The organism is Pelagibius sp. (assembly GCF_028281305.1).
In the GTDB taxonomy this organism is placed as follows: Bacteria; Pseudomonadota; Alphaproteobacteria; order Kiloniellales; family Kiloniellaceae; genus Pelagibius.
This window is the reverse complement of the sequence record NZ_JANQKD010000037.1, coordinates 17,942-41,012: the sequence shown is the minus strand read 5'-3', so window position 1 is coordinate 41,012 and position 23,071 is coordinate 17,942. Positions and strand designations below refer to the sequence as shown.

General features: G+C 67.6%; 23 protein-coding genes. 8 read left to right on the top strand and 15 right to left on the bottom strand.

The features are described 5' to 3' along the window. Positions 1-143 precede the first annotated feature (143 nt). The gene (locus tag Q0982_RS09405) at positions 144-581 is read left to right on the top strand and encodes a GFA family protein (protein WP_299394567.1); all 438 of its coding nucleotides are present in this window, start codon (positions 144-146) and stop codon (positions 579-581) included. Between the two features lie 330 nt (positions 582-911). On the opposite strand, the gene Q0982_RS09400 is transcribed toward Q0982_RS09405, so the two are convergent. From Q0982_RS09400 to Q0982_RS09380, 5 genes are all read right to left on the bottom strand, one after another. Beyond that, complete coding sequence (locus Q0982_RS09400) at positions 912-1,394, bottom strand: ATP F0F1 synthase subunit B (RefSeq protein ID WP_299394566.1); 483 nt, start codon at positions 1,392-1,394, stop codon at positions 912-914. Continuing rightward, the gene (locus tag Q0982_RS09395) at positions 1,394-1,900 is read right to left on the bottom strand and encodes a F0F1 ATP synthase subunit B' (RefSeq protein WP_299394563.1); all 507 of its coding nucleotides are present in this window, start codon (positions 1,898-1,900) and stop codon (positions 1,394-1,396) included. The genes Q0982_RS09400 and Q0982_RS09395 overlap by 1 nt, the downstream gene beginning before the upstream one ends. Positions 1,901-1,987: 87 nt before the next feature. Next, positions 1,988-2,212 (bottom strand): ATP F0F1 synthase subunit C, encoded by a 225-nt coding sequence (locus Q0982_RS09390; RefSeq protein WP_299394562.1) that lies wholly within the window; start codon positions 2,210-2,212, stop codon positions 1,988-1,990. Between the two features lie 75 nt (positions 2,213-2,287). Then, positions 2,288-3,031, bottom strand: coding sequence for a F0F1 ATP synthase subunit A (locus Q0982_RS09385; protein WP_299394559.1), 744 nt, complete (start codon positions 3,029-3,031; stop codon positions 2,288-2,290). Between the two features lie 10 nt (positions 3,032-3,041). Then, a complete protein-coding gene (locus Q0982_RS09380) occupies positions 3,042-3,416 on the bottom strand; it encodes an AtpZ/AtpI family protein (protein WP_299394558.1) in 375 nt (124 codons plus the stop codon). Between the two features lie 690 nt (positions 3,417-4,106). Here Q0982_RS09380 and Q0982_RS09375 point away from each other — a divergent pair. Both Q0982_RS09375 and Q0982_RS09370 read left to right on the top strand, forming a co-directional pair. After that, positions 4,107-7,934 carry an ATP-binding protein gene (locus Q0982_RS09375; protein WP_299394556.1) on the top strand — a complete coding sequence of 1,276 codons (3,828 nt, stop codon included), beginning with the start codon at positions 4,107-4,109 and terminating at the stop codon, positions 7,932-7,934. Beyond that, complete coding sequence (locus Q0982_RS09370) at positions 7,912-8,628, top strand: response regulator (RefSeq protein WP_299394554.1); 717 nt, start codon at positions 7,912-7,914, stop codon at positions 8,626-8,628. The genes Q0982_RS09375 and Q0982_RS09370 overlap by 23 nt, the downstream gene beginning before the upstream one ends. Positions 8,629-8,644: 16 nt before the next feature. Here the strand turns inward: Q0982_RS09370 and smc are convergent, their stop codons facing one another. The 3 genes from smc to Q0982_RS09355 form a co-directional block, all read right to left on the bottom strand. Then, positions 8,645-12,109 carry a chromosome segregation protein SMC gene (gene smc, locus Q0982_RS09365; RefSeq protein ID WP_322096991.1) on the bottom strand — a complete coding sequence of 1,155 codons (3,465 nt, stop codon included), beginning with the start codon at positions 12,107-12,109 and terminating at the stop codon, positions 8,645-8,647. A gap of 106 nt (positions 12,110-12,215) precedes the next feature. Next, the gene (locus Q0982_RS09360) at positions 12,216-12,887 is read right to left on the bottom strand and encodes a thioredoxin domain-containing protein (RefSeq protein ID WP_299394552.1); all 672 of its coding nucleotides are present in this window, start codon (positions 12,885-12,887) and stop codon (positions 12,216-12,218) included. A gap of 165 nt (positions 12,888-13,052) precedes the next feature. Then, positions 13,053-13,535 carry a DUF721 domain-containing protein gene (locus tag Q0982_RS09355; RefSeq protein WP_299394550.1) on the bottom strand — a complete coding sequence of 161 codons (483 nt, stop codon included), beginning with the start codon at positions 13,533-13,535 and terminating at the stop codon, positions 13,053-13,055. Between the two features lie 195 nt (positions 13,536-13,730). Between Q0982_RS09355 and mutY the strand changes: the two genes are divergently transcribed. Next, on the top strand, positions 13,731-14,879 hold the full coding sequence (mutY, locus tag Q0982_RS09350; RefSeq protein ID WP_299394548.1) for an A/G-specific adenine glycosylase: 1,149 nt from the start codon (positions 13,731-13,733) through the stop codon (positions 14,877-14,879). Then, positions 14,872-15,786: a DMT family transporter gene (locus tag Q0982_RS09345; RefSeq protein WP_299394547.1), complete on the top strand. Its 915-nt coding sequence runs from the start codon at positions 14,872-14,874 to the stop codon at positions 15,784-15,786. Before mutY ends, Q0982_RS09345 begins: the two co-directional genes overlap by 8 nt. 5 nt (positions 15,787-15,791) lie before the next feature. Here the strand turns inward: Q0982_RS09345 and Q0982_RS09340 are convergent, their stop codons facing one another. From Q0982_RS09340 to Q0982_RS09330, 3 genes are all read right to left on the bottom strand, one after another. Beyond that, on the bottom strand, positions 15,792-16,934 hold the full coding sequence (locus tag Q0982_RS09340; protein ID WP_299394544.1) for a DSD1 family PLP-dependent enzyme: 1,143 nt from the start codon (positions 16,932-16,934) through the stop codon (positions 15,792-15,794). 187 nt (positions 16,935-17,121) lie between these two features. Further along, positions 17,122-17,763, bottom strand: a complete 642-nt coding sequence (locus Q0982_RS09335) for a CARDB domain-containing protein (RefSeq protein WP_299394542.1) — start codon at positions 17,761-17,763, stop codon at positions 17,122-17,124. Positions 17,764-17,855: 92 nt separating this feature from the next. After that, entirely contained in the window at positions 17,856-18,482 is a 627-nt protein-coding gene (locus Q0982_RS09330; protein ID WP_299394539.1) for a LysE family translocator, read from the bottom strand. A gap of 122 nt (positions 18,483-18,604) precedes the next feature. On the opposite strand from Q0982_RS09330, the gene Q0982_RS09325 reads away from it, so the two are divergent. Beyond that, the gene (locus Q0982_RS09325) at positions 18,605-18,970 is read left to right on the top strand and encodes a VOC family protein (protein WP_299394537.1); all 366 of its coding nucleotides are present in this window, start codon (positions 18,605-18,607) and stop codon (positions 18,968-18,970) included. A gap of 18 nt (positions 18,971-18,988) precedes the next feature. Then, complete coding sequence (locus Q0982_RS09320) at positions 18,989-19,384, top strand: VOC family protein (protein WP_299394534.1); 396 nt, start codon at positions 18,989-18,991, stop codon at positions 19,382-19,384. Between the two features lie 144 nt (positions 19,385-19,528). Here the strand turns inward: Q0982_RS09320 and Q0982_RS09315 are convergent, their stop codons facing one another. Together Q0982_RS09315 and Q0982_RS09310 are read right to left on the bottom strand one after the other, a co-directional pair. After that, a complete protein-coding gene (locus Q0982_RS09315) occupies positions 19,529-19,996 on the bottom strand; it encodes an SRPBCC domain-containing protein (protein WP_299394532.1) in 468 nt (155 codons plus the stop codon). Beyond that, positions 19,993-20,322: a helix-turn-helix transcriptional regulator gene (locus Q0982_RS09310; protein ID WP_299394529.1), complete on the bottom strand. Its 330-nt coding sequence runs from the start codon at positions 20,320-20,322 to the stop codon at positions 19,993-19,995. The genes Q0982_RS09315 and Q0982_RS09310 overlap by 4 nt, the downstream gene beginning before the upstream one ends. 79 nt (positions 20,323-20,401) lie before the next feature. Here Q0982_RS09310 and Q0982_RS09305 point away from each other — a divergent pair, with 79 nt between their 5' ends. Then, positions 20,402-21,010, top strand: coding sequence for a glutathione S-transferase family protein (locus Q0982_RS09305; protein WP_299394527.1), 609 nt, complete (start codon positions 20,402-20,404; stop codon positions 21,008-21,010). 31 nt (positions 21,011-21,041) lie between these two features. Here the strand turns inward: Q0982_RS09305 and Q0982_RS09300 are convergent, their stop codons facing one another. After that, on the bottom strand, positions 21,042-21,677 hold the full coding sequence (locus tag Q0982_RS09300; protein ID WP_299394524.1) for a GNAT family N-acetyltransferase: 636 nt from the start codon (positions 21,675-21,677) through the stop codon (positions 21,042-21,044). Positions 21,678-21,707: 30 nt separating this feature from the next. Next, positions 21,708-23,048: a tetratricopeptide repeat protein gene (locus tag Q0982_RS09295; protein WP_299394523.1), complete on the bottom strand. Its 1,341-nt coding sequence runs from the start codon at positions 23,046-23,048 to the stop codon at positions 21,708-21,710. Positions 23,049-23,071: the final 23 nt, after the last annotated feature.

The following is a 23,071-nucleotide window of genomic DNA, read 5'->3' as shown; positions in this document are numbered from 1 at the left end:
ACATATAGCGTGGTTGCGGCCATTGTCACGGCTGAACTGCCGGTCCCTTCGGGGCTGCCCCTGCCGGTTTCGACAAAGGCGCGGCGGGTCGGGTGGAACGACACCGGCGTGTGAACCGTTACGGTCAGGTATGGGAGAACGCAATGTCCGAAGCCAGCAAAGCGACCGCAAGCTGCCTCTGCGGCGCGGTGAAGATCACGGTGAGCGGAGACCACAAGGAAGTCGGCGCCTGCCACTGCACCATGTGCCGGCGCTGGGGCGGTGGCCCGGGCATCGCCGTCTATGTGGGCAAGGACCCGCTCACCATCGAGGGCGGGGACAATGTGGGCGTCTACCGCTCCTCCGACTGGGCGGAGCGGGGTTTCTGCAAGACCTGCGGCAGCAACCTCTTCTACCGCCTCGTCGAGGCCGGCGACCACTACCTCTACGCCGGCCTGTTCGACGACCAGGACGACTTCGCCATGACCACCCAGGTCTTCATCGACGAGAAGCCGGGCTACTACGCCTTCGCCAACGAGACGAAGAACATGACCGGCCCCGAGATCTTCGCCATGTTCGCCCCGCCGGCCGAGCAGCCGTAGGGTTGCGAGGATCGTAGTCGAGGGGTGGAGCGGTGGCGCATAGCCCCCTCACCCTCCCGCTTCGCGGGCCCCTCCCTCTCCCACCAGGGGAGAGGGAATCAAGGAGCGCCTCGCCCCTGCGTTTAAATCCCTCTCCCCTGGTGGGAGAGGGTTGCGCAGGCTTGGCGAACCCGGAGGGTGAGCTTAGCCGAAGCTGGGTGAGGGGGAGCCCGGGCCCCGTGACCGCAGCGGCCCAAAAAAGAAAACGCCCGGTCCTCGTTGTGAGGGCCGGGCGCTTTGCGTCCTTGGGACTGGCGGCTGCGGGTCAGTGATGCCGGTCAGTGAAGACGGTCAGTGCAGCTTGGCGCCGAGGTCCTTGATGGCCTGGTCGACCATGGCCTGATCGCGGCCGGGGTCGACGTTCTCGGAGAGCAGCTTGGCCGTCGCCGTCATGGCGATGTCGACCGCCTGGCTGCGCACCTCCTGCAGTGCCTGGGTTTCGGCCTGGGCGATCTTGTCCAGGGCGGCCTTCTCGCGGCGCGCCAGCACCGCCTTCAGCTCTTCGCTGGCCTGATTGCGCAGCAGCTCGGCCTCGTGCTTGGCGTTGGCCAGCATTTCCTCGGCTTCCTTGGCGGCGTCGCGCTGCTTGCGCTTGTACTCGGCCAGGGCCTTCTGCGCTTCCTCGCGCAGGCGCTGGGCCTCGTCCAGTTCGGCCTTGATGCGCTCGGCACGGGAGTCGAGCCCGGCGAGAATCGGCTTGCCGGCCTTCCAGGCAATCAGCCCCATGAAGAGGAAGAAGGCGACCGCGACCCAGAATGACGGATCCTGGAACATCAGTGCCCTCCTTCCTTGGCCTGATCGCCCATGACCTGGCCGACCACGCGGGTGACCTCCTGCTCGCCGGCCTTGACGCCGATCAGCTTTTCCGTGGCGGCGACCACCACTTCGGAGACCGTGCCCTCCAGGCTCGCCAGCGCCGAGGACTTGGCCGCGGCGATGCGCGCTTCGGCTTCCTCGGTCTGGCTGTTGAGCTTGGCGGCAAGCGCCTGGGTTTCCCGCTCCGCCTCTTCTTTCAGGGCGTCGTGGGCGGCCCGCAGCTCTTCATGGGCCGAGGCCTGGGCGTCGGCGCGCATCTTCTCGTACTCCGCCAGAATGGCTTCGGCCTCTTCCTTGAGGGCCGTCGCCTTCTTCAGGTCGTCGTCGAGCTTGCGTTGCCGGGCCTCCAGCACCTCGCCGATGCGCGGCAGGGCGACCCGCCAGATCACCAGGTAGAGAATGGAGAAGGTCAGCACCAGCCAGAACAGCTGGGTCGGCCAGACGGAAGGATCGAGTTGGGGCATGGCCCGCGTCCTCTCTCAAACGGTTCTGCAGGGCTTCGGGAGAAGCGCCCCGGGGACATCCCCAGGAAGCACCCCGCCGTCGGCCTGTTAGCCGAAGAGAATCAGCAGCGCGATGACCAGGGCGAAAAGCGCGATGGCTTCCACCAGGGCGAAGCCCAGCATGGTCATGGTGAAGACTTCACCGCGGGCGGCCGGGTTGCGGCCGACGGCAACGATGAAGGAGGAGAAGATGCTGCCGATGCCGACACCAGCACCGATGACGCCGATCACGGCGAGGCCGGCGCCGATCATTTTGGCGGCTTCAAGTTCCATTGATAAAGCTCCCTTTGAGGTAAACCGAAAACGGATGGTGGATAGGGGCGGCTGCCGGTCTGCTGTTCCCCGGGATCAGTGCAGATGCAGCGCGTCGTTGATGTAGAGGCAGGTCAGAATGGCGAAGACATAGGCCTGCAGGAAGGCGATGAGGATCTCCAGGCCGGTCAGTGCCACGACCAGGGCGAAGGGCAGGATACCGAACACGCCCATCACGCCGATGAAGCCGGCGATGACCTTCAGCAGGGTATGGCCCGCCAGCATGTTGGCGAAGAGCCGCACCGAGAGGCTGATCGGGCGCGAGAGATAGGAGATCACCTCGATCGGGATCAGCAGCGGCCACATCGCAACCGGCGCGCCCGGCGGCACGAAGAAGGAGAAGAAGTGCAGCCCGTGCTTGGCGATGGCCAGGATGGTGACGCCGGTAAAGACGGTGATGGCCAGGGCGAAGGTGACGATGATGTGGCTGGTGAAGGTGAAGCTGTAGGGCACCATGCCGAGCATGTTGCCCACCAGAATGAACATGAAGAGCGTGAAGATGATCGGGAAGTAGCGCCGGCCTTCCGACCCCACGGTCTCCGATATCAGCCCGGCGATGAACTCGTAGGAGAGTTCCGCCAGGCTCTGCATGCGGCCCGGCACCAGGGCGCCGCGGCGCATGCCGAGGATCAGAAAGGCCGAGATCAGCACGACCGCGATCACCATCATCAGGGATGAGTTGGTGAAATCCAGGGTACCGATTTCGCCGGGGTCGCGGGCCGGGAAAATGCCCTTGATCTCGAACTGCTCCAGGGGGCTGTGCGCGCCGCCTTCCGCCATGACTTAACCCTTATCCGTCCTTGTCCCGCTCTTCGGCGGGGTTTTGCCCGTCCCCGGACCCGGTCGGTTCGCCTTTTTTGCGGTATCCGACCTGTCCCCCCAGACCACCGACAATCCTGAAAACGTTCATAAATCCCGCGGCGGCGCCGAGCACGAAAAACAGCAGCAGAAACCAGGGTTTGGTTCCCAACCACTGATCGAGGAAGTATCCGATCGCAACGCCGACAATGAGCGCCGCGACGATCTCCACCCCGATCCGCATCGCAAAGGCCAGTCCCTGTCCGCGTTCGCGCGGGTCCGGCTCAGCGCTGCGCCGCTTGGCTTTCGCCGCACGGAGTTTTTCGTCCAGCTGTTCGAGGGATGGCGGGGGAGAGTCGTCTTGCATGCGCGCTTTCGTCCCACTCGCCGGGTGACCGTTCTCCCCAAGAATTGATGGAGGTCTGAGCTGAATTCGCGCGCACAGTATGAAGACTCCTCCCCCCTGTCAAGGCGAAGAGAACCCGCGATTCCCTTGGCCTTCGGCGGTCTTTCCGGCGCGTCGAAAGCAGCCCGCGGCGGGCTTTGAATGGGGGGCTCCCCGCCGACCCCGCCGGCTGCCCGGTTGCGCCTCCGGATGGGTTCGGGGGCACCGCCCAGTCACCGCCCAGTCACCGCCCAGTCACCGCCCAGTCACCGCCAAGTCACCGCCAAGTGCTGCGCGTGCGCTCTGTGGCGGCGCCTGCCCTGGCTGAGGGCGGTTGGCGGCCCGGGTGGCGGCCCGGGTGGCGGCCCGGGTGGCGGCCCGGGTGGCGGCCTGGGGTGGCGGCCCGGGTGGGGTCAGGGGGGGCGGTCAGGTCAGCGCAGGGCCCCGCCGTGCGGCCCCGATGCCCGGACACCCGGCGGCTGGACACCCGGCGGCTGGACACCCGGCGGCTGGACACCCGGCGGCTGGACACCCGACGGAGACCCGCGCCCTTCCTGGCAGACAAGCTTCTCCTAATCAAAGTTGTAAGTGAACTAAACATAGCAATTATCAATTGTTTAGGAAGTTTCTTGTAGGAGTAGCATAAGTCCAAAGAAAGCTCTCGCAGGTACCATGTTCCGGACTTTCTCCAAACCGCTCGCCCTCGGCCTGGTTTTTGCCGCCCAGTTCGGCATTTTCAGCCTGCTCGCGCTGATGTCCTACGAGCGCACGGTCGAGCAGGAGCGCCTGCGCCTGACGGTGGATGCCCGCGCGACGGCAGAGCAGATCGCCTATGCCATGCGCCTCGTCGATTCAGAGCTCGATCATCTGGAAGACCTGGTCGACCAGAACCCGAATTGGGTCGACGAATTGACCCCGGAGACTTTGTCGGTCTTGGGGCGTGTCTCGCAGTCCGGGGAACACGTGACCGGGGCCGCGCTGGCGGATCGCTTCGGCATTGTTCGCGGCCTGGTCGCTGCAGGCGGCACCAAGGTCAGCGGCCTCGATATCTCCGACCGCTCTTACTTCGTAGCGCAGCGCGATGGCCTGGTCCGGGGCTCCTTTCTCAGCGAGCCGATCGTCAGCCGGGTGCGCGGCGAGACAATTCTTGTGGTTTCGCGCCGCCTTTCCGCCGCTGACGGCAGTTTCCGCGGCATCGCGATGATCTCGGTAAAGCCCTCCTACTTCGCGCAGAAGTTCGCGCTCCTGGGCGATTTCCCCATCGCGCGCCGCGTGCTGACGGACGACGGCGAACTCGTCGCCATCAAACGGCCTGACGGCGCGGATGAGGCGGCGGCAGAGGGGGAAATCCCGACCTTCCTCGACCAGGCCTATCTGGGCAGGGGCGGCATTTTCTGGGAACCGGGCACCCGGGGCCGTGACGTCCTGACGGCAACGGCCCCGGTGGCCGGCTGGCCCATGACGGCCGCTGCCACCATGGACATGAGCGCCATCCTGGCCGACTGGAAGGCCAACCTCATGGGCAAGGGCCTGGCCTTGTTGCTGTCGCTGCTGGCCATGCTGGCCCTTATTCTCATTGTCTACCGCCATCAGGACCGCGGGATCAGGCTGGAGCGCCGCTTCCGATCTCTGATTGAAGAAGCCATCGACGGCGTGGTCATTCACGACCGCGGGCAGGTGCTCTTCGCCAACGATGCCGGAGCCCAGATTCTCGGGCTGGAACACGGCACGGAACTGCGCGCGCGCTTCCTTGCCGATTTCATGCCGGAAGAAAGCCAGACTCGGGCGCGGAGCGCCTGGCGTCACGTCCAGGAAAGCGGCGAGCCGGAAACGGTGCGTCAGTTCGCCATGCGGCGCGTCGACGGCAGGCTCATCTACACAGACGTCTCGTCGCAGGCCATCGACTGGGGCGGCAAGAGCGCCGTGCGCTCATCGCTCAACGAGGTCACCGAACAGGTTCTGCTGGCCGAGCGTGACAAGCGGCGCGCGGCCGTGCTGGCGGCGGTCAACGATGCGCACTCGATCTATCTCAACCAGACCCGCAACCGGGCCGCCTTCGAGGAACTGCTCGACAAGATCCTGCAATTGAGCGGTGCGGACTACGGGCTGATTGCGGAGAAACTGGAGGACGAAGAGGGTGCGCCCTACCTGAAGACGCTGGCCATCTCCAACATCGCCTGGGACGAGGAAACGCGGCTCTGGTATGCGAGTTCGGTCAAGGGCGGCATGGAGTTCCGCAACATCGACAACCTGCGCGGCGAGCCTTTGCGCACAGGCAAGGTATTGATCGCCAACGACCCCAAACGTCATCCCGCTTCGTCTGGCGTTCCCTGCGGCCATTTGGCAATGGACAATCTGATGATCCTGCCCCTGGTCCTGGAAGACGAAATCCTGGGCGAGGTGGCCCTGGCCAACCGGACCGGCGGGTTTGACCATGCACTCGCCGGCGAACTGGGCCCGATCATCCAGGCCATCACCCGGATCGTTGCCGACTACCGCTCCGTGCGTCTGCGCCAGGCGGCCGAAAGGGCTTCGCGGTCGAAGTCTCAGTTTCTGGCGCACATGAGCCACGAGCTGCGCACGCCGCTGTCGGGCGTAATCGCGAACCTGGAGCTGCTGGCAGGGACCCAGCTCGAGCGCGAGCAGGCCGATCTTGTGGAGGCTTCGACAAGCGCCGGCCAGGCCTTGTTGGGAATCATCGGCAACACCCTCGACTTCTCCAAGATCGAGGCCGACGAACTTGTGCTCGACATGGCTGCCTTCGATCCCGCCGCTTTGGTGCGGGAAGTCCAGTCGATTTTTACCGCCGCCGCCCTGGAAAAGGGGCTCCACATTGCCGCCACCATCGATCCGCAAGTCCCGCGGGTCGTGATGGCTGATGAGAAGCGGCTGCACCAGGTGCTGGCGAACCTCGTCGGCAATGCCATCAAGTTTACCGACCGCGGCAGAGTGGAGGTGAGCCTGTCGGCCCAGCGCATCGGCAGCGATCAGGTCCGGCTGCGCTTCTCGGTGGATGACATGGGCATTGGATTTGATCCGGACATGGCCGAGACCCTGTTCAAGCCCTATGGCCAGGAAAGCCGGTCGACAACCCGGGTCTTCGGTGGCACGGGGCTGGGCCTGACGATCGCACAGCGGCTTGTCGGCCTGCATGGCGGTACCATCGACTCCAGGTCGCGCCCGGGCTGGGGCAGCAGCTTTTTTGTTTCCCTTCCGGCAAGGGTTTCGGACTGGGGATGCCCGCGGGTTTCGCCACTGCAGGGCCACAGCCTGACCTTTCTTTTTCCAGGCGAGCCTCCCGACAATGCGCTTGTTTCAGACCTTCGGGATGCAGGGGCCGAAGTGCAGATCTTGACCACGCCTGCAGGCCTCGGCCAAAGATCGTCAGGCGGTGCTGTCGGGAAACAAACGCTGCTGATCGACTGGGATTCAGCCGAAGGTATGGACGTTGGCGCCGTCCTGGCGCGCTACGGAGAGGACTTCGAGCGGACCTATGCGGTTGTCTCCTGTGACGACCCGGACTACCGGCGCCAGGCGTTGTTTCACCCCTTGCTGAGTTTGCTCGACAAGCCACTGAGCACCGTAAAGGTATCCCACGCGGCTTCGGGCGAGAGATACAGGTTTGACGACCGCGGCAATGAGCCCGCGTTTCCGGCCGGTGAGAGCTATCAGGTCTTTGCGCCCGGCCAGGCCCCGAAGATCCTGGTGGTCGAAGACCAGCCGATGAACCAGCTCGTTCTGCGCCGCCAACTGCGTCGCCTCGGCGCCGACTGCGATCTGGCGGAGCACGGCGCCGAGGCCCTGGAACTGCTCGACCGGAGGCCTTACGACCTGATCATCACGGACTGTTCGATGCCGGTTCTGGACGGCTTCGAACTGAGCCGCGCGGTTCGTGCGCTGGAGGCCGAAGGCCGCCCGCGCAGCGCGATCATCGCGCTGACCGCCAATGCCGTTACCGGCGATGCGCAGCGCTGCTATGACGCCGGGATGGACGCCTACCTGTCCAAGCCGGCCGGCCTCGCCGAGCTGTCGCGCACGCTCGAACAGTGGTGGCATCCGTCCCTCAAGGAGGGCGCCGCCGAGCCGATGGAAGACGTCGAGCCACCGGAAACCCCGCAGGCCCATGGACCCAGCCAACCGCCGATCGATCGCCAGGGGCTGGCCGAGCTGATCGGCGACGACGACGGCGACACCATCAACGCCCTGATCGCCGACTTCTTCGACAACTGGCAGACGTCGCTTTCTGCGCTGCATGAACCCTGGTCGAGCCGCGATGCCGCGCGGTTGCGCGCCGCGGCGCACGCCGCCAAGGGCACTGCCCGCTACGGCATGGCGCCGCTTCTGGCGGCGACCTGCGAGGCCCTGGAAAAGCAGGCCAAAGACGAAGACTGGGATAGCCTGCGTAAGCTCATCGAAACGCTGGAGGCGGAGACCGACCGTCTTCAGAACTTTCTGCGAAGCGAAGGACTAGTGAACGATGTTGAACGCCAAAGCGCCTAAGTCGGTCCTGGTTGTAGACGATCAGGCCTTCGTGCGGAACCTCATGGTACGCATGCTCAACGACCTGGGCTATGCGACGCAGACCGCCAGCAGCGGCAAGGAAGCCATCATGGCGCTCGACTTCGTCACCGGGGCCTTGATCCTCGACCACCAAATGGATGGAATGACGGGTCTGGAAGTCCTTCATGCCGTGCGCACCGGGGAAACGCCCCTGGAGCGGGACTTTCCGATTCTGATGCTCACCGGCCATGCCGAATCCGATCTCGTGATGCGGGCCAGCGCCCTGGACGTCTCGGCCTTTCTCTCCAAGCCGGTGTCCAAGGCCAAGCTGAGCGAACGCATGGCCTATGCGATGGAGCGCAAGCTCGTGCTCAAGCCCTCCGTCGAGTACGCCGCGATCAAGGTGCCAAAGGTCGGCGGAAACCAGCAGGAAACGGAGGAAGATCCCGCCCGGCGCCTGAAAGAAATGCTGGAGTCCCCCGATACCGTCGCGGTCGAGGGGCCGTCGCAGCAGCTTCATTACACCCTGGTCGAACCGGGCATGGTTGTTGTCGAGAATTTCTACAGCGCCGGTGGCACGCTGCTGCTGGAAGCCGGGACCGAACTGACGGTGGAACTGATCGACCAGATCGCCATCAAGTGCGCCGCCAACACGGAGATTGCCGTGATCACGGTGGCTCAGGGTCGGCGCTGAAGACGCCGCGTCTAGATCAGGCGCTCTCGCGCAGGCCCTCGGCGGCCTGCAGATCCACCGAAACCAGCTGGCTGATGCCACGCTCGGCCATGGTGACGCCGAACAGGCGGTCCACGCGCGCCATGGTCATGCGGTGGTGGGTGATCACCAGGAAGCGCGTTTCCGTCGCCTTGGTCAGCTCATCCACAAGGCTGCAGAAGCGATCCACATTGGCATCGTCCAAAGGCGCATCGACCTCGTCCAGCACGCAGATCGGCGCCGGATTGGTCAGGAAGACCGCGAACAGCAGGGCCAGCGCGGTCAGCGCCTGCTCGCCGCCGGACAGCAGCGACATCACCTGCAGGCGCTTGCCCGGCGGGCTCGCCATGATCTCCAGGCCGGCGGCCAGCGGGTCCTCCGACTCGGTGAGCTTCAGGTGCGCGCGACCGCCGCCGAAGAGCCGCACGAAGAGCTCCGAGAAGTGGCTGTTGACGGCCTCGAAGGCGGCCACCAGGCGCTCGCGCCCTTCGCGGTTGAGGCTGGCAATACCCTGGCGCAGCCGGCTGATGGCGGCGATCAGGTCGCTGCGCTCCGACTGCATGCCGACGATCTGCTCGTCCAGTTCCCGCGCTTCGGCTTCCGCGCGCAGGTTCACCGCGCCCAGGTTCTCGCGCTCGCGGATCAGGCGGGCCAGCTTGGTCTCCACCTCGTCGCGCGGCGGTAGCTCCTTGTCCGGATCGACCTCGGCCACGGCCAGGGCCTGGTCCAGGGCGCAGTTCAGCTTCTCGCGCACTTTCTCGGTGACCGTATCCAGGCTCTGACGGCCCTGGGAGACCGCACCCTCGCAGCGGATGCGGTTTTCCCGCGCGTTGGTCAGCCGCGCCTCTTCCGCCTTCAGGGCCTTGTCGGCGGCGCTCAGCCGGTTCTCGCCTTCGGCCAGGGCGTCGGCGGCGCTGCGGCGCCGCGCCTCGGCCTCTTCGATCAATGCGGCCAGGGCTTCGCGGCGCTCGGCGAGAGCCAGCGGAATGGCCGCCAGCGTCTCAATCTCGGTTTCCGTGGCGCCGCGCCGGGCTTCCAGGTCGGCCAGATGGGCCTTGGCTTCCTCGGCGCGCCGCTGCCAGGACTGGCGCTCGGTGGCGATGTCCTGCAGCCGGCGGCCGCGTGCTTCGGCTTCGCGCTGCAACTGGCTCAGGCGGCCCTGGCGCTCGACCAGGCCGTCGCGGGCCGCGGCGAGGGCCTCGCGCAGGTCGTCCGCCCGCTGGTGTTCCAGGTTGAGGTCGGGCAGGCCCGCTTCTTCGCCGCGCGCCTGGGTCAGGGCGCTTTCGGTCTCCGCTTCGTCGGCCTGCAGGCGCTCGACGCTCTCGTCCAGTGCCGCCAACCGCGAGGCGACGGCGCTGGCCTTGCCGGCAAGCTCTGTGTGCGCCTGGCGGGCCGCGTTGACGCCGTCGAAGGCGGCTGTTTCGCGTTCGCGCGCCGTCTTCTCCGCCGTCGCGGCCTGCTCGACCGCGGTTTCCAGGCTGCCGTGGTCGGCACCGGCGCGGGCGGTTTCCCGTTCGACTCCGTCCAGCTCGCCGCGCAGTTCCGCAAGCCGGTTGCGCTGGGCCATGCGTTGGGCGGCGGCGGTGGGCGCGTCGGCCTTGGCCGTGAAGCCGTCCCAGCGCCAGAGGTCGCCGTCCTTCGTCACCAGGCGTTGGCCCGGCTGGAGAGCACCCTGCAGGCGCACGCCGTCCTCGGCGGAGGCGACGACGCCGATCTGCGACAGCCTGCGGTCCAGGGCGGCGGGGCCGCGCACACTGGCCGAGAGCGGCTCGGCCCCCGGCGGCAGGGCAGGCGCGGCGGTCATCGGTGCGAGCTGCTGCCAATGCACCGGCGCAGCCTCGTCGGCGGAAAAGGTCAGGTCGTCGCCGAGGGCGGCCCCCAGCGCCGCTTCGAAGCCCGGCGTCACCGAGATCGCATCGACCACCGGCGGCCACATGTCGGCCTCCGCCGGCTCCAAAAGCGCGGTGAGGGCCGAGATCTCCGCCTCAAGCTTCGCCTGCGCCGCCTCGCGCTCGCGCAGAGCCTGGCGGGACTCTGCCTCCGCCGTGCGGGCGGCGGCGGTCGCCTCGGCGGCCGCGCCACTGGCCGCCCGGCACTGGGTCAGCGCGGCCTCGGCCTCCGCAAGGCGGGTCTCGGCGGCCGCGAGGACCTGCGGATCCACGGTTTCGTCCTGCAGGTTCCGGCGCTGGGCCAGGGCCTCCTCGCTCTGCCCGCGCAGGCGCTGCAGGCGCTGGGCCAGCTCCTCGCAGCGCCGCTGCAGGGCCGCGGCCCGGGCCTCGTCCTGGGCGATCTTGCTGGTCACCTGGCCCAGAAGCTGCTCCTGCTCGCTGGCCTTTTCCGCGGCCTCGGCACGATCCTGCTCGGCAGCGGCCAGGGCTTCGCGCTCGCCTTCCGCGGCCTGGGTCAAGCCGTCGCGCTCGCCGTCCAGGCGCGCCTGGGCGGCCTCGGCGTCGCCCGCCAGCGCTTCGGCGCGGCTCTGGTCGCCTTGCAACTGCGCCAGGCGCTCCTCGGCCCGGCTCTTGGCCTCGACGGCCTGGGCCTCTTCCTTGTCCAGCGTGTCGCGGTCCACGGTCAGCCGGTGCAGGGCTGCGGCGGCTTCCGCCTCGCTTTCCCGGAGAGCCGGCAGGGCGGCGGCGGCCTCGGCCTGCTCGCTGGCACGGGCGGCGGTTTCCTGGGTCACTTCCGCGACGCTGCGCTCGGCGGCCTCGTAGGCGGCTTCGGCAGCGGCCAGGGTTTCTTTGGCTTCCGCCCCCTCCAGGTGGAGGACGATGGCCTCGGAGCGGCGGATGTGCTCGTTCACATTGCGGTAGCGGGTCGCCTGGCGCGCCTGCTTCTTCAGGCTCTGAAGCTGGGTCTCCAGCGTCGCGATGACGTCGTCCAGGCGCTCCAGGTTGGTCTCCGCAGCGCGCAGGCGCAGTTCGGCCTCGTGGCGGCGCGAGTGCAGCCCGGTGATCCCCGCCGCCTCCTCCAGGAGCGAGCGGCGGTCCGCGGGCTTGGCGTTGATCAGGGCGCCGATGCGCCCTTGGCTGACCAGGGCGGTGGAGTGGGCGCCGGTCGCGGAATCGGCGAACAGAAGCTGCACGTCGCGGGCGCGCACTTCCTTGCCGTTGACCCGGTAGGTCGAGCCCTCGCCGCGGTCGATCTGGCGCGTGACCTCGATGTCGTCGAAGTCGTTGAACATGGCCGGCGCCTTGCGCTCGGCATTGTTCAGATAGAGCGTGACGTCGGCGACGTTGCGTGACGGGCGATTGGCGCTGCCGGCGAAGATGACGTCGTCCATCTCCTTGCCGCGCATGCTCTTGGGCGAGGTTTCACCCATCGCCCAGCGCAGCGCCTCGACCAGGTTGGACTTGCCGCAGCCGTTGGGGCCGACGACGCCGGTCACGCCCGGTTCGATCACCAGTTCGGTGGCATCGACAAAAGACTTAAACCCGCTCAAACGAAGCTTGGTGAACTGCACCACGCGCGGCTATTCCCCCTTTGCCGTCGAACCAGAACTCATACGTCCCCCTGCAAAACGCCGCGCCGCCTCTGCCTGCCGATCAGCCGCTCGCCGCCGGGCGCCGTCCTCAGGCGTCCGGCGCGAAGCGCGTCAGCACCGCCGCGAACTCGTCATAGCTGCGGGCGCCGACAACGCGCTGACCGTTGATCACAAAGCTCGGAGTCGAAGCAACCTCGTAGGTGTCGCGGCCGTCCTTTTGGACTTCAAGAATGCGGGTGATGGTTGTCTCGTCGGCGATGCAGGCCTGGAAGGCTTCCGGGCTGAGGCCCGCCAGCGCCGCAAACTGCTGCAGCGCGCCGATCGGATCCTGGCTGCGGCTCCAGCGCGGCTGATTGCTGAAGAGCACGTCGAGAAAGCCGAAGAAGCCGTCGCCCTCGATGCAGTTGGCTGCCGCCGCGGCGCGCAGCGCCAGCTGGTCCAGCGGGTAGTGCCGGTAGACCAGGCGCGCCTTGCCGGTGTCGATCCAGTCGGTCTTCACCTGGGGCAGGGTGCCCTGATGGAAACTGGCGCAGTGCGGGCAGGTCAGCGAGGAGTATTCGAGAATGGTAATGGGCGCGTCCGGCGCGCCGAGAATACGGTCGTCCTCGAAGAGCTGCATATCCCCGGCAGCCGCCAGCCGCGGCGCCTGCTCGGCGACCTGCGGGCCGTCTTCCGGCCGCTGCACGAGAGCATAGGCGCCACCGACGCCGACACCCAGGGCCACGGCCCCCATTCCGATCAGTATGTTCCGTCTCTTCATGGCTTTACCTACCATATGTTGTGCATGCTAGTGGGCCATCCGCGATTCCACAAGCGCCCATTTGCCCCGGATTCCGGGGCTTTGGCGAGGTCTCGCGCCGGGTCTCTCGCCGGGTCTCTCAAGGTCTCCCGGACCTGAGGGATGTGGGCTCCGAAAGGCATGTTTTTAAGCCCTTTCCGGCCGCTGGACCTGTTTTTGTCGAAGGGCGCGGCCAAGGCGTTCAAGGGCCTGGCGCAGCTCGGGATCGTCGATGCGGGCGAGCTTATCCACAAGATCTCTGTCAGCCGGTGGCGGAGCCGCGGCGTCTGAGGAACGGGCTGCCGGCTGCGGCGTTGGCTGCGGCAGGGGGCCCTGTTGCAGGGTCAGCCGTTCGACCGCCCGATAGCCGAAGAAGCCGTTGACCCGTTCCAGGAGCAGGGTTTCCAGGTGCTGGATCTCCAGCGCCCAGGCGGGCGTCACCCGCAGCGTCAAATCGCCCTCGCGCGTTTCACCCGGACGGCGAAACCGCAGCCGCCGGGGCCGGCAGTGGCGGGCGAGGTCGGCACCGACAATCGCCGGCCACTGGCGGGCCAGTTCCGCCCCGCTGAGGCCGCGCCGGGCGAAGGCCCGCTTGGTCACGGCCGGCAGATCGCTGGCCAGGGCGCGCAAGCCGCTGCGCCGCTTCCGGGCCGCACTGGGGTCCTGTGCACTGGGGTCCTGTGCACCGGGGGCCCGCGCATTCTGCCGCCGGCCTCTGCCTTTGGGATCCTGGGGGGTCGCCTTGGCCATTGTCGCGGTGACAAAACCTCGCTTTGCCGTGTTGCGGCGGCTCAGTATATGAAGGGATCGACTATAGAGATTTTTATGTCCTCTGTCGCATCTTCTCCGGCGCCGGCGCCCGCTGCAGACGCCGTTCATGCCACGCTGCTGACGTGGTACGACCACCATGCGCGGCGCCTGCCCTGGCGTTCGCCGCCGGGCGCCGCGGCGCCGGATCCCTATCACGTTTGGTTGAGCGAGATCATGCTGCAGCAGACCACCGTCGCGGCGGTCGCGCCCTACTATGCCGATTTCCTGGCGCGCTGGCCTGATGTCGAGACGCTGGCAGCGGCGCCATTGGATGACGTTCTCACCGCCTGGGCCGGGCTCGGCTACTACGCCCGGGCGCGCAACCTGCACCGCTGTGCCCAGGTCGTGGCCGGCGACCTCGGCGGACGCTTCCCCGACAGCGAGACGGAGCTGCGCCGCCTGCCGGGGATCGGTGTCTATACGGCCGCGGCCATCGCGGCCATCGCCTTCGGCCGCCGGGCTGTGGTGGTCGACGGCAACGTGGAACGGGTGATCGCGCGGCTGTTCCATGTCGAAACCCCGCTGCCGACGGCAAAGCCGGAGTTGAAGGCCCTGACCGACCGCATCACGCCGGAGCAGCGGGCCGGCGACTTCGCCCAGGCGATGATGGACCTGGGCGCCACGGTCTGTCTGCCGCGCCAGCCGAAATGCCTGTTGTGTCCGCTGGAGGACCAGTGCCAGGCGCGGGCGGGCGGTGTGGCGCCGGAGCTGCCGCGTAAGCTGGCCAAGGCCCCGAAGCCGACGCGCCATGCGGTGGCGTTCTGGGTTGCCACGCGGGACGGGGCTCTGCTGCTGCGCCGGCGGCCGGAAAAGGGCCTGCTCGGCGGCATGATGGAGGTGCCCTCGACCCCCTGGCGCGAAGGCGCATGGGACGAGGCGGAGGCCGGGGCGGCCGCGCCGCTGCAGGCCGACTGGCGGGTGCTGCCCGGGGTCGTGCGGCACACCTTCACCCACTTTCATTTCGAGGTGACGGTCTGGGCCGCCTCTGCAGACCAGACCTCTGCAGATAAGGCCGGGCTCCCCGAGGCGGCCGGCCGCTGGGTCGGGCTTGACGCCCTGGACGGCGAGGCCTTGCCGACGGTCATGCGCAAGATCATCGCCCACGGGATGAAGCAGACCGCTCTTGCGCCGTCCGGCGAAAGGTCCGCCGATAGCGATGGCTGATCAGCCGCAGGGCGTGGCGCCTGTTACCGCCGAGGGTCCGGCGCGTCAGGAGGCGAAAGGCCTGCTGCTGGGCTTCATCGGTGTTGCCATCTTCAGCCTCACGCTGCCGGCCACCCGCATCGCCGTGGTCGACTTCACTCCCGTGATGATCGGGCTGGGCCGGGCCATCCTGGCAGCCGCGGTGGCCCTGATCATCCTGCTGGCGACGCGCCAGCGCCTGCCGCGGCGCGGGGAGTGGCGCAGCCTCGTCATCGTCGCCCTCGGCGTGGTGCTGGGCTTTCCCCTGCTTTCGGCCTGGGCCATGCAGAGCGTGCCCGCCGCCCATGGCGGCGTCGTGCTCGGCATCCTGCCGCTGGCCACCACCCTGGCTGCGGCGGTGATGCTGCGCGAACGGCCGTCGCCCGGCTTCTGGTTCGTCGCCTTGGCCGGCGGCGGCGCGGTGGTGGCTTTCTCGCTGCTGCGCGGCGGCGACAGCATCGGGCCCGGCCACCTTGCGCTGCTGGCCTCGGTGGCCTGCGCCGCCATCGGCTATGCGGAGGGTGCGCGCCTGACCAGGACTCTCGGCGGCTGGCAGGTGATCTGTTGGGCGCTGGTGATCGCCGCGCCCTTCCTGGCGGTCCCGGTCGGCCTCTCCCTGGCCGAGCACGGCATGCAGGGCTCGCCGGCCAGTTGGGGCGCTTTCCTCTACGTGGCCCTGTTCAGCCAGCTCCTGGGCTTCTTCGCCTGGAACCGCGGCCTTGCCATCGGCGGCGTCTCCCGGGTCAGCCAGGTCCAGCTGCTGCAGACCTTCCTGACCATCTTCGCCTCGGCGGTCCTTCTCGGCGAGACGGTGGACGCAGTCACCCTGGCCTTCGCCGTCTTCGTGGTCGCCAGCGTCGCCCTCGGCCGCCGCATGCCGGTGAGGTAAGCGGGTTAGTTGGAGGCGCCCCTGGCCTCGATCGGCCAGAGGGCCACCAGGGCGTCGCCGCGGACACAGTGGTAGAAGTCGAAGAGGTTGATGGTGGTGTCGCAGTGCGGCACCTGCAGGGCGATCAGGTCGCCGACCGCGGGTGCCGCGCTGCACGGTGCCAGGGTGAGCTGGCCGAACTCGTCGCCGGAAATGGCATAGCGGCTGCCCGCCGCGGCGCCGAAGACCACCTCCGGCAGCGGCCCGTCGGTGGAGAGCGTCTTGGAGCCGGCGTCGATGGTGACGAAGTCCGCATGGCTGGCGCTGATCACCCGGCTGTAGACAAAGAGCCCGGCCGTGAAGGGCGCCGCCTCCGCACCGGCCAGATCAACCGCGCCGTACTGGACGTCCGAGACGATGTAGGAGCCGGCCTGCAGATCGGTCAGCAACCCGGCCTCGTGATCGAAAGCGTGGCTGCCGGTGCCGCCGCCGGTGACGATGGGGCAGGGGTGGCCGGCGCCCTCCAGCGCATCGCGCACCTCCGCCAGCGCCTGCAGTGCGGCATGGGAGGCGCGGCGGCGTTCCTCGAAGCCGGCGATGTGCTGCAGATGGCCGGCATAACCTTGCAGGCCCCGCAGGGTAAGCTGTGGATGCGCGGCAATGGTTTCCGCCAGCGCCAGGGCGCTTTCGGCGCCGACGACGCCGGTGCGGTGCTGGCCGATGTCGACGTCGATCAGCAGGTCCAGGCTTTGCCCGCGCGCCGCCGCCGCTTCGCCGAGGTCGCGCAGATTGCCCGGGTCGTCGACCACTGCCAACAGCTCGGTGCAGCGCGGCTGCAGGTCCAAGAGGCGGGCGATACGCCGGGCGCCGGTGACCGGCGAGGTCAGCAGCAGCCGGTCGAGCCCGCCGGCGGCCAGCGCTTCGGCCTCAGCCAGCTTGGCGCAGCACAGCCCGACGGCCCCCTGATCCATCTGGCGTTTGCCGATGGCCACCGACTTATGGGTCTTGGCGTGGGGCCTGAGGCCGATGCCCTGCGTCTTGGTGATGGCCGCCATGGCGGCAATGTTGCCTTCCAGCGCATCAAGGTCGAGCACCAGCGCCGGCGTGGTGATTTCCAGGCGGCTGCCCGGGCGGGCGATGAGGTCCTGGTCGTTGGGGGCCTGGGTCATGCGGGTCCTTGCAGTACGTGAGAAGGCCGCAAGACTATCGCGAGTCTGGATGTCGTTACAAAGATGCCTGTGCCCGCGCGCAAAAAAGGGGGCGGTCCCAAGGGACCGCCCCGGGATCGCAAAAAAATGGGCGGTCCCAAGGGACCGCCCAGGAGGCAAGCTTCAAGAGGGAAGCTTCGGGAGGAATTCAGTTCGTCGAGCGCCGCGGCGCAGGCTGCTGCGGTGCCGGGCGTGTCGGTTTTGCGGGAACGGCTTTCAGGACCGGCAGACGCTGCGGCGCGACAATGGTGGCCTTTGCCGGCTTCTGCCGATGAGGAACTGCCGGCCTGGTCTGCAGTGGCAATTGCGGCTTCTGGCCGATGCCGGGCTGGGGCAGCTGGGTGTAGCTGGTCTGGGTATCGTTGTTGAACTCGTTGGCTTCCACGGCGGCGTTCCCGGCATCGGCGGTGACGCTGAAGATGTAGGTGCCTTCCGGCCAGACCATGTCGTCCCAGACGCTCAGCACGTGGTTGTAGCTTTCGCCGGGCGCCAGTTCGGGCACCTCGATGGTCGCATGCTGGGGATAGGCGGGGTTCTCGTAGATGCCGAGATCCGGGGCATCCGGGCAGCCACCGCCGCCGGCCTTGCCGAGCTTGTCGCAGCTGATGATCAGCTGGCTGGCCGGGGCCGGGCTGTCGCCGATGTTCTGCACGCCGACGTTGGCCGACATGGGCGCTGTGACGATGGGCACAAGATCGGGCTGGGCGGCAGCCTGGCCGACGCCGATGACCGTCAGGGCGGCAATAAGGCTCACGGAGGCCAGAAGGCCCTGGACACGGTACTTGCGCACGGTTCTCTCCTGCGAGAAAGGGTCAGATTGATCATGGGTCGCAGGGACTGTGCGGAAGGTTCAAAGAGCCGCCGGGGAGGGCGGCGGAGGACCTAGCTGCGCGAGGCCGCCAGATGGACGCCGAGGGCCACGAGAATGGAGCCGCCGATGGCCCGCACCACCCGCTGGCCGGCGGCGCTCTTGCGCACCAGACCCACCATGGTGGAGGTGGCGGCGACGGTGATGAAATCGACCGTGGAGAAGGCCACGTTCACGAAGGTCCCGAGGATCAGCAACTGGACCCAGAGCGGCCAGGCCGCAGCGGGATCGACGAACTGCGGCAGGAAGGCGATGAAGAACAGCGCCGCCTTGGGGTTCAGTACTTCGACCAGCATGGACTGGGCGAAGGCGCGCCGGGCGTTGCGCTGGGTTACCGCGGGCAGCGCGTCGCTCTGCGGCTTGCGGAAGAAGGAGATGCCGAGCCAGATCAAGTAGAGCGCCCCTGCAATCTTCACCGCCAGATAGGCTTCCGGCACATAGCGGAAGACGGCGGAGAGGCCGGCCGCCGCGGCGATCACATGCACGTAGCCGCCGATATGGATGCCGAAGGCCGCCATGGCGCCGCCCCGCCGCCCGCGCGCCATGGTCTGGGCGGCGGTGTAGAGGATGGCCGGTCCGGGCATCACCGCGAAGAGCAGTGTCGCCGCGAAGAAGGGGAGGAGCAGATCGAAGGCAGGCATGGCGGGTCCTTTCCGGGCGGGAGGCTAGCAGAGACCGGACCGCGGCAACCAGCCCAAAGTTGTCCGCACACCGAAGCGCTTGCCGTCCTATAATGGGCTTGGCCGTCCACCAGGGTTCCGTCATGGCACAGGTTCGCTACATCGTTCACGACGTCGATCAGGCCGTCGCTTTCTACCGCGACCGGCTCGGCTTCGAACTGCAGCAGCAGTTCGGGCCGGCCATGGCGATCATGAGCCGAGACAATCTCGGCCTCTGGCTCGCCGGTCCGCAGGCCTCGGCCTCCAAGCCCATGCCGGACGGGAGCCGCCCCGAGCCCGGCGGCTGGTCGCGGATCGTAGTCACGGTCGGCGATCTTGAGGCGACCGTGACCGCTTTGCGGTCCGAGGGCACGGTCTTCCGCAATGACATTCTCGCCGGGCCGGGCGGCCGCCAGGTCCTCTGCGAGGACCCTTCCGGCAATCCCATCGAGCTGTTCGAGCCTGCCTGACGCCGGGAGCCCAAGCGTATGCACCAGCACCTCGGCCTCGTTGCGCTCCTGGTGCGCGACTACGACGAAGCGATCGGCTTTTACGTCGGCAAGCTCGGTTTCGATCTGATCGAGGACAGCGACCAGGGCGGCGGCAAGCGTTGGGTCGTGGTCTCGCCGCCGGGCGCCGCAGAGACGCGCCTGCTGCTGGCAAAGGCCGCCGACGAATCACAGCGCGCGAGGATCGGCGACCAGACCGGCGGGCGCGTCTTCCTGTTTCTCATGACCGACGACTTCGCGCGCGACCATCGGGCGATGCAGGCGGCCGGCGTGACCTTCCTGGAGGCGCCGCGGGAGGAGCCCTACGGCACCGTGGCCGTCTTCGAGGATCTCTACGGCAACCGATGGGATCTCCTGCAGCCGGGCGGCCGCTAGAGCGGATCATGTTTAGACGGAAACACTCTTGTGTTTGCGTCTAAACATGTGAATCCGCTCTACACTTTACACTTAGAGCAGATTCAGCGGGCTTGATGGATCGCTTCCGCGACTCCATCAAACCCGGATCTGCTCCGGGCCGTCTCAGCCAAGCCGCGTCTTCAGCTTGTCGATGGCGCCGCCCCAGCCCCAGGTAACCAGCTCCGAATAGGTCGGGTTCAGCCCGTCCTGGGTCAGGATGATCTCCGACTGGTCGCCATGGCTGACGAACTCGACGGTCACTGGTGTCGGGGCGATCTGCGGTTCCACCTCCGGCGGCAGGTCTTTTGCGCAGTGCTCGGTGATCTCGAAGACCAGCCGCGTTGGCGGCGAGATCTCCCGGTACACCCCTGTGATACGGCTGGCCTCGCCGTCCTCGGCGGTCATCTCGATCTCGAAGCGCCCGCCGGGGTGCAGTTCCATCACCAGAACCTTGCTGCGAAAGCCTTCCGGCCCCCACCACTCCGCGAGCATCTCGGGGTCGGTCCAGGCGGCGAAGAGTTCCTCGACGCTGGCGTTGAAGCGGTACCGCAGGACGACGCTGCGAAGATCTTCCGCGACTGCTTGGCTCATCGCTTCTTTCTCCTCTGTATCGCCCTCTTCTGTATCGCCCGGTCCAGGCGCTGCAGCTTGCCGACCCACATGCGGCGGTAGCGTTCCATCCAGCGGTCGACCTCCGCCAGGGTTTCGGCACGCAGGGCGCAGAGCCGGCGCTGGCCGTCCCGCCGCCGTTCGATCAGAGCGGCCTGCTCCAGCACGTTCAGGTGCCGCGAAACGGCTGATTGGGTGATGGGGAAGTGGTCGACAAGCTCGCCCACCGAGTGTTCGCGCTCAGCCAGCAGGTCCAGGATCGTGCGTCGTGTCGGGTCGGACAGGGCCGCGAAGGTTGTATCCAACATATATCACCTATTGATCATATGTTGATTAATAGATATCAAAGGCGGAGCGGATTGTAAAGAGACCAGAGGAGACCTGACCGTGAAACTCTACAATGCTGCTGCGGCGAGCCCGCGCCGGGTGCGCATCTTTCTGGCTGAGAAGGGGATGGACCTGCCGCGTGTCGATCTGAGTCTCGATGCTCAGGGTACCCGCGGCGAAGCTCTGCGGAAGAAGAACAGCCTGGGCGAGGTTCCGGTTCTGGAACTCGACGACGGCACGATCATCTGCGAGTCTCAGGCGATCTGCCGTTACCTTGAATCTTTGCAGCCTGAACCGAACCTCTTCGGTGGGGATGCCGTGGAGCAGGCCCGGATCTACATGTGGGACCGCCGCATGGAGCTGGAGATTCTGACACCCCTCAGTCTGATCGCGCGCCACAGCTTCGACTTCTTCAAGGACAAGCTGACCCAGGTGCCGGCCATCGTCGAGGCGCAGCGCCATGACCTGCCGGCCAAGCTGGCCTGGCTGGACAGCGCGCTGGCCGACGGCCGGCCCTTTGTTGCCGGAGAGCGCTTCACCGTCGCCGACATCACCGGCATGACGGCGCTGTTCCTGTCCGACTTCGTGAAGGTGCCGATCCCGGAGGGCCTGGATCATCTCAAGCGTTGGAACGACGCCCTGCGCGCCCGGCCCAGCTGGAACGCCTGAGCAGTTCGGAAGCCTGAACGGCCCGGGTTACTCAGCAGGCGCGCGCCAGAAGCAGGGCGTCTCCCTCGGCGTAGTGCAGGCTGGGGTGGGGCACCAAGGGCCGCCGTGCGATCTCGCGATAACCGCGGCGGCGGTAGAACGCCAGGGCCCGCGTGTTGCGCTCGAAGCAGATCAGCGAAACCCGCGGCAGACCCTTGGCCCGGGCCAGTTCCTCTACGCAGTCCATCAGCTCCGCACCGATGCCCGTGCTCCGGTACGCCTCCTCGACTGCCAGGCCGGAGAGGTAGAGCGAGCCGGGGGCCTCCAGCTCCGCATAGGGCCGCAGCACTGGGTCCTCCTCCTCGGCAGGTTCCGGATCCGCCTCCATGGGAAAGGCATGGGCCATGCCGACGACGGCCCCGCCGGCAAGGGCCAGCAGGCAGTTCTCGTAGGAGAAGGCCGTGCCGCTGCGCGCGTAGCGGGCGGCCCCGACGTCCTCCAAGCTTGCGTCGCCCGTACGCAGGCCCGGCATGTCGATCCGGCTCCAGATGTAGGCGGCAAGGCCGTCGGAGGAGATGAGGAAGAGACGCGCGATCGCACGCGCCTCCTCCGCCTTCGCCCAACGGATATCGAGGTCGGCGCGGGAGGCTTTAGGCAACGCTCCCTCGCCGCTGTCGCCGGCTTGCATGGCGCGCTCCTGGCAGTTTCGGTGGGCCGCCTAAGCGGCCTGCTCGCCGCCGGAACCGCCGGCCCGGGCGCGCTCCAGGAAGCCGCGGTTGACCGGGCTGTGGGGCTTCAGGGCCAGGCGCTCGTTGGCCAGCGCCGTGGCGACGTCGCGGAAGCCGCCACGCAGCGCCGCCTCGGTCAGGGTCCAGTCGATGATGTCGCGCTGGGCATGGCTGCCGCCGAAACGGTTGGCGATATAGCGCGCGCCGTGCAGACGCTCGACCGCGGTCTCGTAGTCGCCGCGCCGGAAGGCCGTGAAGCCCTCCACCAGCGCAAGCCCCGTGGTCCTGGCCCAGCCGCTGGTTTCAGCAGCCGGGTCGGCCGCGTTGCGCAGGGCATCCGTGATCCGGCTGACGTCGCTCTCGCGGCCGGCGCCGAGATAGGCCATGACCGCATGCCAGTCGTTGAAGGCATAGAGCCGCCCGTCGGCATGCTGGTCCCAGGCCGTGGCGACCTCGTCCCAACGTTCGCCGACGTCATGACCAGTCAACTGCAGCCGCCACAGCAGCGCCGAGGCATCCACCAGATCCAACGCGACGGCGCTGCGCTCCTCCCGGATCGGGCCGTCGTAGAGCGCAAAGACCTGGTCGACCTGGCCGAGGTCGAGATGGTAGAGCGCGCGATGCCACCAGTTGTGGACCTTGAAGAAGTTGTCGTCGCCCGACCACTGGGGCTCGCGGGCGATCATCCAGCCGATGCCGTCCTCGGCCCGGCCCTGCATCTCCATCACATGGGCGACGGCATGATGCGCCCAGCAGTCGAGCGGCTGCAGCTCGACGGCCTTGCGGCCCATTTCTTCGGCGCGGGCATAGTCGCCGCTTTCCTCCAGGCCGAAGGCATACATGCCCAGCACGATGGAATAGCCGGGCACCTCCGGCGACCACTGGGGCAGGGCGCGGGCGATGCGGTCGCGCATGTCGCGCGCGTTGGCGCGGTAGAAGTCCATCAGGTGGCCGGACTGCAGCGCCACGAGGTCGCGGGGGTAGCGCACGAGATGGTGGTCGAGCGCGACGGCCGCCGCGGTCCAGTTGCCCTGCAGCACCAGATCCAGGGCGTCGAGGTGGGAGGCCTCGCGCTCGTTCAGCGCGCGCGTCTTGACATCAGCGACGATGTCGCGTGCCTCCGCCGTCGCTTCCGGCTCGGTCGCAAGGCCATAGAGGTGCGCCTTCAGGATGCGCGCCATGGCGAAGTCCGGCGCCTGCGCGATGGCCTCGTCGACAAGGGCGATGGGATCGCCGCGGTAGATGTTGAAGGCCTCGACGGCCTGCTCGTAGAGCGTGAGGGCCGCGGGCGTGGCGCCGGAAAGGGTGTTTCCCTGGCGGTCGCTGGACATGCTGTGATCTCCTTCTTCGGCTG